Here is a 17,034-nt window from a genome sequence, read left to right as displayed (position 1 = left end):
CTCGCCGCCACCGGCCGCGCCACCTTCGCCGCCTTCGGCGGCCTCGCCGCCGTGCTCCTCCAAGGGGCGCATGCCCGCCGCGGCCGCGACCGCGCCTGCGCCCATCAGGCCGATGAGCCCGATCGCCAGGGCGACGCCGAGCGCGCGGGCGGTGATCCGCGTGCGGGCCTCGACCAAGAAGGCCATCGCCAGGATGTAGCCCGCGGCCAGGAGAGCGACGAACGCCGCCCCGTATTCGGACACCGCCAGCAGGACGCGCGACAGGCTGATGCCGACCACCAGCATAACGCCGATGATCGTCAGCGGCAGCACGAACGGGGTGAAGAAGCGTTCGCGTAGGTCGTCGCGCATTGTGCTCTTTCGATCGAACCTGGGTGGCGGGGGCGGTCGGTCAGGCGGGTTGGTTGCCACCCGCGTACAGCATCAGGCTGATCGTCGCTGCGTACACGGCCAGCGCGATGACGAGCCCGAACAGGAACAGGCGCCGGAACCAGCCACTGTCGAAGCGCAGGTGCATGAACCACAGGACGACCAGCGCGAACTTCAGGACCGTCAGGAAGATGAGCGACGGTATCGCAAGGTGACCGGGCACGGCCGCGAACGAGATCGCCACTTCGATCGCCGTGAACACGGCCAGGATGATCCCAATGACGATGTACTGCGAGGCGTCGGGATGGCTCGCGTGCTCTTGGTCGTCGGTGTCGGACACGTCCGTGCTGCTCCTCTCGGGGGTGCTACAGCGTTGCCTGCTCCCACGGGATCAGGTAGATCGCCGTGAAGATAACGATCCACACGATGTCCACGAAGTGCCAGTACAGGCCGATGTTCTCGACGGTCTCGGAGTTCGCCTGGGTCAGCCTGCCCGTCATCGACCGCGCCCACAGGGTGATCAGCATCAGCACGCCGACCGTGACGTGCATGCCGTGGAAGCCGGTGAGCACGTAGAACGACGAGGAGAACGGGCTGGTGTCGAGCCGCATGCCCTCGTTGACGAAGACCGTGAACTCGTAGATCTGTCCGGACAGGAAGACCGTGCCCATCATCGCGGTGGCCAGGATCCAGATCCGGAAGCCGCGGTCGTCGCCGCGCTGGATCGCCGCGAGCGCCAGGACCATCCCGAGGGACGACATCAGCAGGACGAAGGTGCTGACCGACGTGAACGGGATGTCATACAGCGCGGGAGAGACCTCGGGGACGCCGTTGTAGCGACCGTAGTACACGAGGTAGGCCGAGATCAGGGCCCCGAAGAACAGGCACTCCGACCCCAGCAGGGTCCACATGCCCAACTTCTCGTTCGACAGCCCGAGGCTCGTGGCGTGCGACTCGGTGCTCGCTTCGGCGGTGGTCACGCTCGATGGCCTACCGCTGGCGCTTCCTGAGGCCGTGTCTGCCATGCCTAGTGACCTTCCTCGGCGCTCGGCTCGAACGCCCACGCGAACAGTGCGCCGACAGTGATGAGCGCGCCGACGGCGAGCATGACCACCATGGTCATGCCCCCGGCGAACAGCGCCCAGCCCATGATCGGCAGGCCGACCGCGGACAGCGCCGGGAAGTACGACGGGTCCGGCATGTGGATGTCGGCGTCCTCGTCCTCCCGGACGACGACATCACCCGAGCCGCCGGCGGGCACGCGTACGTAGTCGCCGCTCTCGGACACCGCGTGCTTGCGGTGCCACAACTCGTCGCGCACGCTGATCTGCGGGATCTCGCGGAAGTTGTAGTGTGCCGGAGGCGAGGTGGTCATCCACTCGACGGTCCGCGCGTCCCAGGGGTCGTCGCCGGCGACCTCGCCGCGCCGCAACGACACGACGATGTTGATGACGAGCAGCAGCACCGAGCCCGCGATGAGGAACGCACCGCCGGTGATGACCAGGTTGAGCGTCTCCCAGCCGAAGCCCGCGTAATACGTGTCGATGCGCCGTGGCATGCCCCACAGGCCCAGGAAGTGCATCAGGCCGAACGTGATGTTGAAGCCGATCAGCAGCGTCCAGAAGTTGATCTTGCCGAGCGTCTCGTTCATGAGGCGTCCGGTGACCTTGGGGTACCAGTAGTAGAAGCCGCCGATGGCGCCGAACACCAGACCACCGAACAGCACGTAATGGAAGTGCGCGACGACGTAGTAGGTGTCGGTCTGCTGGTAGTTGGACGGCACGACCGAGTGCGTGACGCCCGACAGACCGCCGATCGTGAACATGGCGACGGTGCCGATCGCGAACAGCATCGGCGTCGCGAGGCGCAGCTTTCCGCCCCACATCGTCCCGATCCAGTTGAAGATCTTCACGCCGGTCGGTACCGCGATGAACATCGTGGTCAGCGAGAACGCCGTGTTCGCGACGGGTCCCATGCCGGCGGCGAACATGTGGTGCGCCCACACGCCCCAGCCGAGGAAGCCGATCGCGACGCCGGCGAAGACCATCGCGGTATAGCCGAAGATCGGCTTGCGCGAGAACGTCGGGATGATCTCCGAGAGGATCCCGAACGCGGGCAGGACCAGGATGTAGACCTCAGGATGGCCGAACAGCCAGAACATGTGCTCCCACAGGATGGGGTCACCGCCGGCGGAGGGGGTGAAGAAGTTCGCCCCGAAGCGCACCTCGAACATCAGCTGCCACAGCGCGATGCCGATGACCGGCAGGGCGAACAGCAGCAGGAACGCCGTGACGAGCGTCATCCACACGAACACCGGCAGGCGCATCAGGGTCATGCCGGGCGCGCGCATGTTCAGGATCGTGACGATGAAGTTGATCGCCGACGCCAGTGACGCGATGCCCGCGATCTGCAGGCCGACCGAGTACATCAGCATGCGGCCCATGTGGACCTGGGTCGCCAGCTCCGCCGAGCCGCCGCCGGTGGTGTAGCCGGAGACGTCGGGCCCCACCGTCGTCGACAGCGGTGCGTAGTTGAACCAGCCGCCATCGGGCAGGCCGCCCAGGATCAGGCCGGAGTACATGAAGATGCCCGCCGCGCAGAACACCCAGAAGCTGAACGCGTTCAGGCGCGGGAACGCGACGTCCCTCGCCCCGATCTGCAGGGGCATGATGTAGTTGAAGAACGTGGCGCCCAATGGGATGCCGACGAAGAACACCATGGTCACGCCGTGCATGGTGTAGATCTGGTTGTACACGTCCGGCGTGAGGAAGTCGTTGTTGGGGACCGCGAGCTGGATGCGGATCGCCAGCGCCTCGACGCCCGCGACGATGAAGAAGAACATCGTCGCGATGAAGTACATGATCCCGATCTTCTTGTGATCGGTCGTGGTCACCCAGCTCCACAGGCCCGTGGTCGCCTCCGGACGACGCAGGATCTTGGGGCCGGGTGCCGATGCGTCGGCTGGAACGGCGGTCATGACGTGCACCCTCCCGCTGCGCTCGGTCCGGTCCGGCGGTCCTGCGGCTGACGCGCGGCACGCGTGTCATCCATGTCTGCTACTCCAGGGTGTACAGGTAGGCGCTCAGAGCTTCGATCTGGTCGGGGGACAGCCCCAGGTTCGGCATCTGCGACCCGGGCTTGACCTCCTGGGGGTCGCGGAGCCAGGCGGCGAGCTGCTCGGGGTCCTCGACGTCGAAGATCCCGCCGGCGAACGTGTTGCGGCTCGCGAAGTGGGTCAGGTTCGGACCGATCCGCACCTCGGCCGCGGAGCCCGCGGCGGCCTCATACCCGTCGATGGCGTGGCATGTGATGCACTGCTGGGACTGGAACAGCTCCTGTCCCTCGGCGGCGAGCCCGCCGGACGCCGCACCGGCCGGCTGGGCCTGGTCGGCCAGCCACTGCTCGAACTCGGCTGGCTCGTGGGCGATGACCCGGAAGCGCATGCGGGCGTGGCTCAGGCCGCAGAACTCGGCACACTGGCCCGGGTAGGTCCCGGGCTCGTCGGCCTCGATCGTCATGCGGCGGATGTGGCCCGGCACGACGTCCTGCTTGCCCGCCAGGCGCGGCACCCAGAAGCTGTGGATCACGCCGTCACTGACCGGCTGGCCGAGCTCGGGGTTCTCCTCGACGCCGGGGTCGGGCTGGGTCGCAGACAGCGACTGCATGTCGAGCGCGATCGCCCGGCCGGTCGGGATGTGCAGCTCGTTGGCGGTGACGACGCCCTGGCCCTCGTCGCCGAGGTACTCGAACTCCCACCAGTACTGCTTGCCGACGACGCGGACGTCCAGTGCCTGGTCACCAGGGTCACGGGCGAGCTCGAAGATCGTGCGGACAGTAGGGATGGCGATGCCGATCAGGATCAGCGCCGGGATGACGGTCCACATCAGCTCGAGGCGCGTGTTGCCGGCGACCTGCTTCGGGATGTCGTCGCCGCCTCGTTCGCGGTACCGGAAGACGGCCAGCAGGATCAGGCCCTGCACGATGACGAACACGCCGACGGCGATCCAGAACACGAGGTCCCACAGGCGGTCCTGGCTCGCTGCGACGGGACCTGCCGGGTCGAGTGCGCTCTGGGGCAGGTCGTTCGTCGCGCACCCGGCGATCAGCACTCCCAGCACGAGCGTCCACGCCGACCACCGCCGCCGCGCGATCCGGAGCCGTTCGAGGGCGCCGCTCTGTGCGTCCCCGGCCACAGTGGTGCGTCGGGCGGACCTCGGGTCGGTGTACCTACGCAGGTGGCGCTGCGACACTGACGCGTCCTCTCTGGTTTCCTGTCGCTGTCCGCCGGACGGGCCAGCGAGGCAGTGTACGACGTCGCTCGTGGCTCATGCCCGAGTCCCGGCAGCGACGACGGTGCCGCTAGTGTGACATGCGACCGACCGAGCCCCAACCCGGGTGCCCCGGCGGTCCTCCGAGGTCGCCTACCGATTCGTGGCCGCCCCGCGGCGCAGCGCCATGCCCGTCAGCAGCTCCAGGATGACCCGGTTGGCCAGCCGTGCCGTGATGTCGGCCGGCTGGTCGTAGTGTGGCGCGACCTCCACGAGGTCCGCGCCCACGACGTCGAGCTCGCGACCCAGGCGCTGCACGGTGTCGAGCAGCTCTCGCGCGCTGATGCCGCCGGGCTCCGGGGTGCCGGTGCCGGGTGCCATGCCCGGGTCGACCACATCGATGTCGACCGAGATGTACACGCCCCGTGCCCCGTCGCCGAGTGCGGCCGCGACGGCCTCGTCCACGACGTCATCGAGTCCGCGGCGGGTGATGTCGGCCATGAAGAAGCTGCGCATCCGCTGCTCGCGCATCCACCCGACCGTCTCGGGCGGCGGCCAGTAGCCTCGGAGCCCGATCTGGACGAACCGCCTGCCCGGCACCGCGCCGGACTCGATGAGGCGTCGCATCGGGGTCCCGTGACCGTACAGCTGGTCGTGGTGCGACTCGGCGGTGTCGGCGTGGGCGTCGAAGTGGACGAGCGCGACATCACCCGCGCCGACCACCTCGGCGACCGCCTTGGCACTCGGGAAGGTGATGGTGTGGTCCCCGCCGAGCACCACCGGTACACCACCCGCGCGCCTGATTCCACCCACGACGTCCTCGATGCGGGCGAGCGACAGCTCGCTGTAGCCCGGCACGAGCGCCACGTCGCCGGCGTCGACCACCGGCAGCGCACGGAGGGGCTCGACGCGTGCCGTCAGGTGCGGGCGCTCGCCGTCCATGTCGAGGTAGTCGCCCTCGCGGATGGCCTTGGGGCCGAACCGCGCGCCCGGACGGTGGGTGGCGCCCCAGTCGAACGGAGCGCCCAGGATCACGACCATGCCCGGCGCCACGTCGTCGAGGGCGGTGGCCGGCACGCCCGCGAAGGGGGCGTGGGCGTGGTAGGGCGCACGCCCATGGGCGAACGGCTCGTGGTCGTTCATCGCGGACCTCCGTGGTCGGATGGCGTCGACGCCGCGCTGTTCAGTGCCGCATGAGGCGTTCGGCGAGGCTGCGGCCGGTCGAGGCGCGGCCGCTGCGCTCCGCCCGCTGGTCCAGCCGCGTCAGCGCCCGCTGGACGTAGCGGGCACCCAGCCAGCGCAGCGGCTCGGGCTCCCACCGACGGGAGCGGTGCCCGGCCATGGGCAGCGACGTCAGCGTGCTGGGCTGGCCGGTCAGCAGGTCGGTCAGCGTCCGTCCCGCGAGGTTGCTGGCGGCCACGCCCTGGCCGGTGTAGCCCCACGCGCCCGCGAGCCCGGTGGCCCGGTCGTACGTGAAGTTGGGAAGCCAGTCGCGTGGCATGCCAAGGGGACCGCCCCACTGGTGCGTGATCGCGATGTCGGCCAGGGCCGGGAACCACGAGCCGAGCGTGCGGCGCAACAGGCCGTGCGTGGCGCCGTGGCGGTCGAACCGCGCGCCGATCCGGGAGCCGAAGTGGTAAGGCGCCCCACGGCCGCCGAACAGGATCCGCCCGTCCGGTGTCCGCGACAGGTAGTCCACGGTCAGCCGGTGCGAGGACAGGCACTCGTGCCCCTCCCAGCCGACCTCCTTCCACTGCCGCTCGCTCAGCGGCTCCGTCAGCACGATCAGCGAGTAGATGGGCAGCAGGGTTCGCCTGTGCCCGGGCAGCCGGGACGTCCACGCCTCCGTCGCCACGACCACCGCGCGGGCGCGCAGCCGGCCACGGCGGGTGTGCACCATCGCGCGGCCGCCGGGGTGCGGAGCGGCGTCGATCCGGGTGACGCGGGAGCGCTCGAACACGTCCACGCCCTGCCGCTCGACCGCGGTGGCGAGGCCGCGGACGAGGCGACCGGGGTGGACGGTCGCGCAGTGCGGGTCGAACAGGGCACCCCGCGCGTCGGCCACGTGCACCCGGTCCGCCAGCGCGTCGGCGTCGAGCTGCACGAGGTCGTCATCGAGCTCGAGCGCGTGGTAGGTGGCGGCGGAGGACCGCATGGCGGCGACCTCATGGGCACCCCGGGCGATGCGCAGCATGCCTCCCTTGCGGTAGCCGGCGTCGATGCCGGCCGACTCGCACACCCGCCCGACCTCGTCGACGGTGTCGCGCATCGCGGTGATCACGGCCCGCGCCGTGGCGGCGTCGTACCGCGTGGCGAGGCCTTCCGCTGTGAGGCCGATGCCAGCCGAGCACCACGCGCCGTTGCGTCCCGACGCGCCGAAGCCGGCGATCTCGGCGTCGCACACGGCGACGCGCACGTCGGGGTCGCGCTGCGCCAGGTACCACGCCGTCCACAGCCCGCTGAAGCCGGCGCCGACGATCGCGACGTCGACGTCGTGCACGCCGCGCAGGGCGGCCCGCGGGCGCAGGTCGCCGGCGGTGGCGAGCCAGAAGCTGACGTCGGAGTAGCGCATGTGCGCCGCAGCGTACGTGGTCGATCGGGGCCCGGCGAGTGGCGCCCGACGGCCGGCGTCGCGTCGGCGCCGTCCGCGTACCACCGGGGCCGACCGCAGGGCGTAGCGTGGGTGGCCGACGGAGACGGCGACAGGAGCTGCGTTGACGGGGACGCCGACGTGGACCGATCCACACGGCGCGGTGGCCGCCGCACGTCCCTCGGAGCTGGCGGGTCCATGGGACGTCATCGTCGTCGGCGGCGGGCACAACGGCCTGACTGCCGCCGCGTACCTGGCCCGTGCCGGCCGGCGGGTGCTCGTGTTGGAGCGGCGCGACTGTGTCGGGGGTGCGGCGACCCTCGAGCAGCCGTGGCCCGGCTACCGCGTGTCGCCGTGCGCGTACCTCGCAGGTCTGCTCCACCCGCTCGTCGTCGACGAGCTGGCGCTGGCGCGACACGGCTACGACGTCGTCATCCCCGACCCGGCGATGGTCGTCCCCCTGGCCGACGGCGATGTGTTCGTCGAGTGGGCGGACCACGACCGCACCCTTGCGGAGGTCGCGCGCATCGCACCGGGCGACGTCAAGGGCTTCGCGCGCTACCACGACCTGTTCGACCGCATGGCTGACGCGCTGCGGCCACCCGATGAGCGTGACGTCTGGCTGGGCGTGCCACCCGACCGCGAGGCGCTCGCCGAGCGCCTCGACCACGACCCCGAGGCACTCGAGGTGCTGTTCGAGCTGTCGATGGTCGACCTGCTGTCGCGGTACCTGACCGATCAGCGGCTGATCGATGCGATTGCCGGCCAGGGGATCATCGGTACGTACGCGTCACCGTACGACGCTGGCACAGCCGCCGTGCACTTCCATCACTCGTGCGGCTGGACGAACGGCCGTCGGGGCGCGTGGGGGTTCGTCCGCGGCGGCCTCGGACGGGTGTCGTTCGTGCTCGCTGCCGCAGCCGCCGTGGCGGGCGCGACCATCGTCACTGGAGTGCCCGTCGCGCGCATCGTCCCTGGCGACGGGGTGGAGTGCGAGGACGGCACGAAGCTGCGAGCGCCCGTCGTGGTCAGCAACGCCGACCCGGTGCGCACGCTGGGCCTGCTCGACGACCCACCGGATGACCTCCGTGTGGCCGTCGCCGCACAGCCCACCGACAGCGCTGTGGTCAAGGTGAACATGGCACTGTCGGGTACGCCAGTGATCCCAGGCGCTCCGCCCCGGACGGCGATCGCCAACGCGACAGGTGGCGCCGACGCGCTGCACGCGTCGTTCGAGGCCGCGAAAGGGGGCGAGGTGATCGACGAGCTCTGGGCCGAGTTGTACCTGCACACCGCCTACGACCCGACGATCGCCCCGCCCGGACGCCACGTGCTGAGCGCGTTCTGCCAGTACGCGCCGTACACGTTCGCCCGGGGTGACTGGGACAGCCGGCGCGACGACGTCGGCGACAGGGTGATCGCGTCGATCGAGCGGATCGCCCCCGGCTTCGGGGCGCTGGTCGTGGAGCGGGAGGTGCTCGGACCACCGGACATCGAGGCCCGCATCGGGTTGACCGGCGGGCACATCTTCCAGGGTGAGTGCCGTCCCGAGTGGCTGTGGGACCGCCGGCTGCCGGCGCGCACGAGCGCGCCAGGCCTGTACCTGTGCGGCGCGGCGACCCACCCGGGCGGCAGCGTCATCGCGGCGAACGGCCGCAACGCCGCGGCGCTGGTGTTGGCCGACACGGCCGACCGCGCACGGTGACACGCGCGGGACGCGCGGCCACGTCGTACGATCGACGTCGGATGGCTGTCAATCCTGTGCAAGGTGCCATGCGCGATGAACCAGGTCCGGCCGGGAGCGGCCGCCGATGAGCGATGTCGCCGCCGTGGAGCTCCGCGGGGTGTCGAAGCGCTTCGACGACGTGACAGCGGTCGACGACGTCACACTCGACATCCGCGACGGCGAGTTCTTTTCCCTGCTGGGTCCGTCGGGCTGCGGCAAGACCACGACGCTGCGCATGATGGCCGGGCTCGACTTCCCGACGTCCGGCAGCATCAGCATCTTCGGTGAGCAGATGCACCTGCGCCCGCCGAACAAGCGGCCCGTCAACACCGTGTTCCAGTCCTACGCCCTGTTCCCGCACATGACCGTGCACGACAACGTCGCCTTCGGCCTGCAGATGCGCCGGCTGCGCCGCGACGAGGTCCGACGACGCGTCGGCGGCGCGCTCGAGCTCGTGCAGCTCACCGGGCGGGAGCAGCGGCGGCCGAACCAGTTGTCAGGTGGCCAGCAGCAGCGCGTCGCGCTCGCGAGGGCCCTCGTGAACGAGCCGAAGGTCCTGTTGCTCGACGAGCCGCTCGGCGCGCTGGACCTCAAGCTGCGCCAGGCCATGCAGCTGGAGCTCAAGGACCTGCAGTCGCGTGTGGGCATCACGTTCGTCTACGTGACCCATGACCAGGAGGAAGCGCTGACGATGTCGGACCGCATCGGCGTGATGGATGCCGGGCGGTTGCTGCAGGTCGGCGTCCCGGAGGACATCTACGAGCGGCCGACGTCGCCGATGGTGGCCGACTTCATCGGCGACACCAACCTGCTCACCGCCATGGTCAAGGGTGACGGCCAGATCGCCCTCGACGACGCGCAGATCGTACAGGCCGAGACCCGTGAGCCGGCGGGCAGCGAGATCGTGCTCACTCTGCGTCCCGAACGCCTGCACCTGACAGCTCCGGACGACGACGTCGAGTCCGGGCACAACGCACTCGACGCGACGGTCACACGGCGGGTCTACCTCGGCAACGCGGTCACGTACGACGTCAGGGCGGGCCTGGTGTCGCTGCGGGTCCGCGAACGCAATGCACCGGGACGCCAACGGTTCGCGGTCGGTGAGGCAGTGCAGGTCCACTGGGCCGCTGGTGCCGCGGTCGTGGTGACGCGCTGATGGCACGGACCCTGGTGCCCGAGCCGGAGGCACCGCCAGGTGGCCCAGCCCTGGAGGAACGCGCGGCTCAGGCACGGTCGCGCACCGGCGCGTGGATCGCCCTGCCCCCTGCGGCCTACCTGGTGCTGCTCTTCGCTCTGCCGCTGGTGATCGTCCTCGTCTACTCGTTCGCGACGCGTGGCCCGACCGGCCAGACGATCCTGGCCGACTGGAACGTCGCGGCATACAGGCGCCTGTTCGACCCGTTGGTCCGCGAGATCGCCATCCGCTCGGTCGGGTACGCGCTGCTGACGACGGCGATCTGCCTGGTGGTGTCGTACCCGTTCGCCTACTACCTCGCGTCCCGTGCCGTGCGCGTGCGCAACGTGCTGCTGGTCCTGGTCATGGTCCCGTTCTGGTCGAACTTCCTCGTGCGCACCTACGCGTGGCGGCTGCTGCTCAGCTCCAGCGGGCCGCTGTCGCAGCTCACGGAGCTGATCGGCCTCGGGCAGACCCGCCTGCTGTTCACACCGGTCGCCGTCGTGCTGGGGCTGGTCTACGGCTACATGCCGTTCATGATCCTGCCGTTGTATGCGGCGATCGAGCGGATCGACCTCGGCCTGGTCGAGGCCGCGCGCGACCTCTACGCGTCGGGTGCCAGGGCGTTCTGGCGGGTCACGTGGCCGTTGTCACGCCCGGGCGTGGTCGCCGGATCGATCCTGGTCTTCATCCCCAGCCTCGGCGCGTACGTGACGCCGGAGATCCTGGGTGGGTCCAAGACGACCATGCTCGGCAGCTACATCGTCCGCCAGTTCCTGTCGGCGCGTGACTGGCCGTTCGGCTCCGCGCTGTCGTTCGTCGTGATGGCCATCATGCTGGCAGCGACCATGCTCTACTTCCGCACGGGTGGCCGAACGCTGTGAGTGCTCGGGACAACAGTCACGTCGGCGGCGTGTGCCCGGATCTTCGACCGACCCACCGTGGACGTGATGCCGCCCCTCGCAGTCGGAGAGTGGTCACGTCCCGGGTGTGTGCCCGGATCTTCGACCGACCCACCGCGGACGTGACTGCCGCCCCTCGCAGGCCAGAAATGGTAGGCACACGTCGAGTGCCTCACGCAGCGGCGGTAGGCACACGTCATGGGTAGTGTCGACGGCTCGACGGTCCGGCCGCGCGGTACGGTGAAGCGGCTGCTGGCCGCCAACGCGTGGCTGGTGTACCTGTTCTTCTACGCGCCGATCGTCGTGCTGATCGCGCTGTCGTTCAACGATAACCGCCTGGTCGGCATCTGGCGTGGCTTCACGCTGGACTGGTACAGCGCGATGCTCGACAACACCGCGGTGCTCCGGGCGATCCGCGCCTCGCTGATCGTCGCCGCCCTGTCGACCGTCGTCTCGACGGCACTGGGCACCGCGGCGGCTCTGGCGATCGAGCGGTTCCGCTTCCGGGGTCGCCAGGCCTTCGACGCGCTGCTGTACCTGCCCGTGATCGTCCCGGACGTGACGATGGCGGTGATGCTGCTGCTCTTCTTCGTGCGAGCCGCCGACACGGTCTTCGTCGTCAGCGGCGCGCAGGTGCGACTGGGGCTGACGACGATCACGCTCAGCCACGTGGCCTTCAACATCTCATTCGTCGCGATCGTGGTGCGGGCCCGGCTCGCGGGCATGGACCCGGCGCTCGAGGAGGCTGCCGCCGATCTGTACGCGGACCGCTGGCAGACGTTCCGCCGGGTCACGCTGCCCCAGATGATGCCTGGTGTGCTCGGTGGCGCGCTGCTGGCGTTGACGCTGTCACTGGACGACGTGGTGATCACGAGCTTCGTGTCGGGTCCGGGGTCGACGACCCTGCCCGTCTACGTGTTCGGGCTGGTTCGCAGAGGGGTGACACCCCTGATCAACGCGGTCTCGACCGCGATGCTCGTGGCCTCGATGATCCTGGTCTTCGCGTCGGTCATGCTGCAACGAGGACGGGGGACCACCCCCTGAGGTGTGACGCCGACCGGACGGTGATCTCGGACGGTCACATGACAACCCGGATGTCGACCACACAGACGACAAAGGACATGGTGATGCGCAAGCTGTTGGTCCTCGGCGCCCTGCTCACGCTGCTGCTCGCAGCCTGCTCAGGTGCGTCGACCAGTATCGAGAACCAGGCGGCCGGCGGAGGAGATGCCGGCGACGCCGGCAGCGAGCCGACCGGCAGCGAGGCGCCGACGGGGCCGTCGGTCTCGTGCGAGCCGGGCGAGGTCGACGGCGAGCTCGTGCTCTACAACTGGACCGAATACATCGACCCCGAGCTGGTCGACAAGTTCCGCGACGAGTTCGGCGTCGACGTGATCGAGGACTTCTACCCGAGCAACGAGGAGATGCTGGCCCGCGTCCAGGGCGGTGGAAGTGGCTTCGACGTCGTCGTCCCGTCCGACTACATGGTCGGGATCATGATCGAGCAGGGTCTGCTCGCGCGGTTGGACAAGAGCGCGATCCCCAACGCCGACAACGTGGCCGAGGACTTCACGTCCCCACCGTTCGACCCTGAGCTGGCCTACTCGATGCCCTACCAGTGGGGGACCACGGGGCTTGGACTGAGCCTGGCCGACACGAGTGAGAAACCGAAGCCCACGTGGGGCTGGATCTTCGACCCGAACATGGGCGAGGGCCTCGACGGACGCATCTCGATGCTCGACGACCCGCGTGAGGCCATGGCAGCGGCGCTCAGCTACCTGGGCTACTCGATCAACTCGACGAACGAGGCCGAGCTGCAGGAGGCAGCGGACCTGATCGCAGCGACCACCGACCGGCTCGCGGCGTTCGATTCGGACCAGTACGAGGACCTGCTGATCAGCGGCGAGACTTCCGTGGCCCATGGCTACTCGGGTGACTTCTTCGTCGGGTTCGACGAGAACGACGCATGGGACGACTACGTCTACATCATCCCCGAGGAGGGCGCGGTCCGGTGGGTCGACACCATGGCGATCCTGGCCGACGCGCCGCATCCCTGCACCGCGCACGCGTTCATCAACTTCATCCTCGACGCGCAGAACGGGGCCCAGCTGACGAACTGGAACTTCTACGGCAGCCCGAACGGGGCCGCGGAGGAGTTCATCGATCCCGAGATCCTCGAGGATCCCGCCATCTACCCACCGGAGGACGTGCTCGAGAACCTGCAGTTCCTCGAGGACACCGGTGAGACCGAGACGCTCTACACTGACCTGTTCACCGAGGCCAAGAGCTGACCCGACACGCCAGGACCGGCCGCCGATCTCGGCGGCCGGTCCTGGTGCATGCGTCTCGCGTCGGTGGTGGACCGTCATGCGGGACGGTGCCACGGGCGTCAACCGCGGCGGCGATCGAGGGATTCCTTGAGCTGACGCCACAGGTCCTCGCGGACCTCCATCAGGGCGTCGCGCAGGGAGTGCTCCCTGGACGTCACGACCACGCGCGGCATGTTGGGCAGCCACGCCTCGAGCGTGACCTTCTGAGCCGTGGTGTCGCGGTCCTTGACGGTCAGCTCCAGCTCCACGGCCTCGGCCGGGAAGCGTTGGAGCTGGCGGCCGAGCTTGCGGAGCAACTCGAGGACGCGTGGGCGCTCGGACTCCTCGAACCCGAAGCCGATGCGTAGTTGATCCAGAGATGCACGTCGACGCCCGCCGTCGCCGCTCTGATCAGCGTCCGCGGCGATCTGGTTGAGGCGCTCGTGCACCTCGGTCGCCGACATGCCGCTCCGTCGTTGGATCGTGTGTACGAGCGCGTCGAAGTCGTCGCCGACGGCCTCGACCTCTTGGCGTTGCACGTGGGGGAAGGCTGACAGGACCGACGTGCGCAACTCCGTGAATCGGGTCTGCCACACGCGAGCGTCCAGTGTTGTCATGGTCGCCTCCTTGGTCCCTGCGGGGATGCGGGGATGAGAGCGTCTGTCGATCGGCGGTCCTTCGCCGTCAGGAACGCAGCGAGCTTGCGAGCTGCGTGACTGAGTACAGTGCTGCCCGTCGGCACCTCCGCGCAATCCCGGGAGCGCACGCTGTGCAACTCGTGACCAATCCCGATCTCACCGGCGACCTCCGGCGACGCCTGATCGCGCTGTGGGTGACGGTCGTCAACGACGGCGGCGCGGTCGGCTTCGTCCGTCCGGCATCGGCGGCCGACATCGCGCCGGTAGCGCATGGTGCGTTCGACCGTGTGGCGGCAGGCGGCGACGACCTCGTCGTCGCCCTCGACGGGGGTGATCCGGTGGGGTTGGGGTTCCTCGAACGCAACGCCACCCGGCTGGAAGGCCATGTCGGGGTGATCCGCCGTCTGCAGCGCGCGCCGTCGCAGGGGGGACGCGGGATCGGCGGGGCGGTGCTCACCGAGCTCGAGCGCCTGGCGCGCGACCGCGGCCTGACGCTGCTGACGCTCACCGTACGTGGCGGCACTGGACGTGAGCGGTTCTACCTCGCGCGTGGCTACACCCTGGACGCGCGTCTGCCCGATCGGCTTCGCGTCGAAGGTGGGCGCTTCGCCGACGAGCTGCGGCTGTCGAAGCCGGTTCGCGCGGCACGTCCGCGCCTGCTCGTGCACCGCCTCGACGCGGAGCTGCCGCTGCCGACGTACGCCCACGCGGGTGACGCTGGTCTGGACCTGCACGCCCGGGAGTCGGTGACGCTGAAGCCGGGCGAGCGCGCCCTGGTGCCGACCGGGGTGGCGGTCGCCATCCCCGACGGCCATGTGGGACTCGTCCATCCGCGCTCGGGCCTCGCCGCCCGTCACGGAGTCACGCTGGTGAACGCGCCCGGCACGATCGACGCGGGCTATCGCGGCGAGATCAAGGCGATTGTGGCAAACACCGATCCACGCGAGCCCGTGCTGCTCGAGCGTGGTGCCCGGATCGCCCAGCTCGTCATCCAGCGTGTCGAGACCGTCGACGTCGTCGCGGTCGTGGCGCTCCCAGCCACCGAACGGGGCGACGACGGGTTCGGCTCGACCGGCAGCTGACCGTGGGAAGCCGACCCACCAGATCGGTTCGATGGCTCCGCGGCACCCGTGACGGCCGCCCTCAGGGGAGCCGACCCACCGCATCGGTCGACAGACCCTCCCAGACAGCGCCACGCATGTCAGCGGAGGTCGGTCTGGATCCCGCGGGCTGCCCGCAGGCCGGTGTGCAGGCATCCGCCGAGGAAGGTGCCCTCCAGCGACCTGTGGCCATGCATGCCGCCACCGCCGAATCCGGCAACCTCACCGACCGCGTACAGGCCCGGCAGCGGCTCGCCGTCCTCGTGCAGGACGCGACAGGAAAGGTCGGTCTGCAGGCCACCGAGGGTCTTGCGGGTGAACACCCGCAGGCGCATTGCGATCAGCGGTCGCGCGGCGGGATCGAGGATCTGCTGGTTGTTCGCGGTGCGCATCAGCCTGTCGGGCAGGTAGCGCCGCGCCATCGCCACGGCGGCGAGCTGGGCGTCGTTGCCCAGCCCTGTCGCCGCCTGGCGGTCGTAGGCCAGGACCTGGCGACGCAGGAGCGCCTCGTCGACCAGATCGTCGCCGGCGACCTTGTTCATCCCCGCGACCAGGGCGGCCGGCTCGTCGGCGATGACGATGTCGGGGCTGCGGTCCAGGAATGCCTGCACCGGATCCGACGGCCGGGGCAGGGCACGTTTGAGGAGCAGGGGGATGCTGCGGTTGGTCAGGTCGGGGTTGTGCACCGAGCCCGACAGGCGCAGCTCGGCGGCGGCGATGCGGTGGTTGAGCAGCAGCCAGGAATGTGGGTTGCCGGTCGCGGTCAGGTGCCGGAGCGCTCGGAGGGTATCGACGCCCGGGAACAGCGGCGGCGGGAGCCGGTGCCCGGTGGCGTCGAGCCACAGCGATCCGGGCCCGGCAAGGACGCGTACGGCGTGGTCGCGCCACACGGGGGTGTGGTGGCGGAGCCCCTCCGGGTAGTTCCACATCCGCCCCGTGTTGGTGACGTTCGCGCCCACGTCCTGCGCTGCGAGCAGGCCGCTGCCGTCGACGTGGTTCGGGACGCCCTGGAGCATCTCCTCGGGTGCGGCCCCCATGCCGGCGGGCCACCAGCGCCGGACCAGGTCGTGGTTACCGCCGATGCCGCCGGTCGCGACCACTACTGCGTCCGCGGTCGCGGTGATCTCGACGTCGTCGATGGCGTTGCGTACGACGCAGCCGGTCACACGGCCGTCGTCGACGACCAGCCGCTCGACCCGGTGGGCGAGGCGCAGGTCGACCAGGCCCTCGCTCTGACGCGTCTCGACACGGCGGAGAAACGGGTCGACCATCCCCGGGCCCGTGCCCCACACAACGTGAAACCGGGGCGCTGAGTTCCCGGCCCGTCGGCCAGGCCGCCGCCACGCTCCGCCCACTGGACGAGCGGAAAGAACGACACCCCCATGCTGCGCAGCCACCGCGACAGGTCCGTGCCGGCCGCCTCGACGTAGGCCGCGGCCCACCGTCGGGCCCAGGTGTCGTTCGGCCCTATCGTCGAACGCCGCCGAGGCGAACCAGTCCTCGCGCGCGAGATCGATGCTGTCGCGGACGCCCAGCCGGCGTTGCTCCGGTGTGTCGACGAGGAAGATCCCGCCCAGCGACCACAGGGCCTGGCCGCCGAGCTTCGCCTCGCCCTCGAGCAGCATCACACGCCGTCCGCTGTCGGCCAGCTCAGCCGCGACGACGAGTCCCGCCAGCCCGGCGCCGACCACGATCACATCCGTCCGCGTCGTCACGCCCCGCTGCTCCTGTCTGCCTGCTTCGACATCATGCACACAGTCCACGGGGGCGTCGAACACCTCGGACCTGCCGCGACTTCTACGTAGCTCCGCAGCATGTGGCTGACGGTCGTCGGTGGACCCCCGACCGCGCAAACGTCGGGGGCGCGATCATGACGGCGCATCGATGCCAACCTTCGGCGTTCGGCATGCGGTTCTCCCGCCACTGGACCGACGAGCTCGCGGTTCGGCCCGCCACGG

Annotated in this window: 15 protein-coding genes; 6 read left to right on the top strand and 9 right to left on the bottom strand. The window is 69.8% G+C overall.

What is annotated here, in order from left to right; translation table 11 throughout:
- The 7 genes from VK923_19640 to VK923_19610 form a co-directional block, all read right to left on the bottom strand.
- Nucleotides 1-351, bottom strand: a 351-nt coding sequence (locus tag VK923_19640) for a hypothetical protein (GenBank protein ID HSJ46893.1), incomplete at its 3' end; no start/stop codon positions are given.
- A gap of 40 nt (nt 352-391) precedes the next feature.
- Nucleotides 392-709: a cytochrome C oxidase subunit IV family protein gene (locus VK923_19635; GenBank protein HSJ46892.1), complete on the bottom strand. Its 318-nt coding sequence runs from the start codon at nt 707-709 to the stop codon at nt 392-394.
- 25 nt (nt 710-734) lie between these two features.
- Nucleotides 735-1,394, bottom strand: a complete 660-nt coding sequence (locus VK923_19630) for a heme-copper oxidase subunit III (protein ID HSJ46891.1) — start codon at nt 1,392-1,394, stop codon at nt 735-737.
- A gap of 2 nt (nt 1,395-1,396) precedes the next feature.
- Nucleotides 1,397-3,346: a cytochrome c oxidase subunit I gene (ctaD, locus tag VK923_19625; GenBank protein HSJ46890.1), complete on the bottom strand. Its 1,950-nt coding sequence runs from the start codon at nt 3,344-3,346 to the stop codon at nt 1,397-1,399.
- 79 nt (nt 3,347-3,425) lie between these two features.
- The gene (locus VK923_19620; protein HSJ46889.1) at nt 3,426-4,619 is read right to left on the bottom strand and encodes a c-type cytochrome; all 1,194 of its coding nucleotides are present in this window, start codon (nt 4,617-4,619) and stop codon (nt 3,426-3,428) included.
- A 171-nt stretch (nt 4,620-4,790) separates the two neighbouring features.
- Nucleotides 4,791-5,780 (bottom strand): agmatinase, encoded by a 990-nt coding sequence (gene speB, locus VK923_19615; GenBank protein HSJ46888.1) that lies wholly within the window; start codon nt 5,778-5,780, stop codon nt 4,791-4,793.
- Between the two features lie 40 nt (nt 5,781-5,820).
- On the bottom strand, nt 5,821-7,209 hold the full coding sequence (locus VK923_19610; GenBank protein HSJ46887.1) for an FAD-dependent oxidoreductase: 1,389 nt from the start codon (nt 7,207-7,209) through the stop codon (nt 5,821-5,823).
- Nucleotides 7,210-7,351: 142 nt separating this feature from the next.
- On the opposite strand from VK923_19610, the gene VK923_19605 reads away from it, so the two are divergent.
- The 5 genes from VK923_19605 (at nt 7,352) to VK923_19585 (ending at nt 13,320) form a co-directional block, all read left to right on the top strand.
- Nucleotides 7,352-8,932 carry an NAD(P)/FAD-dependent oxidoreductase gene (locus VK923_19605; GenBank protein HSJ46886.1) on the top strand — a complete coding sequence of 527 codons (1,581 nt, stop codon included), beginning with the start codon at nt 7,352-7,354 and terminating at the stop codon, nt 8,930-8,932.
- A 106-nt stretch (nt 8,933-9,038) separates the two neighbouring features.
- Nucleotides 9,039-10,109 carry an ABC transporter ATP-binding protein gene (locus VK923_19600; protein HSJ46885.1) on the top strand — a complete coding sequence of 357 codons (1,071 nt, stop codon included), beginning with the start codon at nt 9,039-9,041 and terminating at the stop codon, nt 10,107-10,109.
- Entirely contained in the window at nt 10,109-11,011 is a 903-nt protein-coding gene (locus VK923_19595) for an ABC transporter permease (GenBank protein ID HSJ46884.1), read from the top strand. Before VK923_19600 ends, VK923_19595 begins: the two co-directional genes overlap by 1 nt.
- Before the next feature lie 216 nt (nt 11,012-11,227).
- Entirely contained in the window at nt 11,228-12,073 is an 846-nt protein-coding gene (locus tag VK923_19590; protein HSJ46883.1) for an ABC transporter permease, read from the top strand.
- A gap of 83 nt (nt 12,074-12,156) precedes the next feature.
- Nucleotides 12,157-13,320, top strand: a complete 1,164-nt coding sequence (locus VK923_19585; protein ID HSJ46882.1) for a spermidine/putrescine ABC transporter substrate-binding protein — start codon at nt 12,157-12,159, stop codon at nt 13,318-13,320.
- A gap of 98 nt (nt 13,321-13,418) precedes the next feature.
- On the opposite strand, the gene VK923_19580 is transcribed toward VK923_19585, so the two are convergent.
- Nucleotides 13,419-13,955, bottom strand: a complete 537-nt coding sequence (locus tag VK923_19580) for a hypothetical protein (protein ID HSJ46881.1) — start codon at nt 13,953-13,955, stop codon at nt 13,419-13,421.
- A 152-nt stretch (nt 13,956-14,107) separates the two neighbouring features.
- Here VK923_19580 and dut point away from each other — a divergent pair, with 152 nt between their 5' ends.
- Nucleotides 14,108-15,058, top strand: coding sequence for a dUTP diphosphatase (dut, locus tag VK923_19575; GenBank protein HSJ46880.1), 951 nt, complete (start codon nt 14,108-14,110; stop codon nt 15,056-15,058).
- A gap of 119 nt (nt 15,059-15,177) precedes the next feature.
- On the opposite strand, the gene VK923_19570 is transcribed toward dut, so the two are convergent.
- Complete coding sequence (locus VK923_19570; GenBank protein ID HSJ46879.1) at nt 15,178-16,791, bottom strand: FAD-binding dehydrogenase; 1,614 nt, start codon at nt 16,789-16,791, stop codon at nt 15,178-15,180.
- Between the last annotated feature and the right edge of the window lie 243 nt (nt 16,792-17,034).

Source organism: Euzebyales bacterium (genome assembly GCA_035461305.1).
Lineage (GTDB): Bacteria > Actinomycetota > Nitriliruptoria > Euzebyales > JAHELV01 > JAHELV01.
The sequence above is the reverse complement of the archived record's forward strand: the minus strand, read 5'-3'. Positions and strand labels throughout refer to the sequence as shown.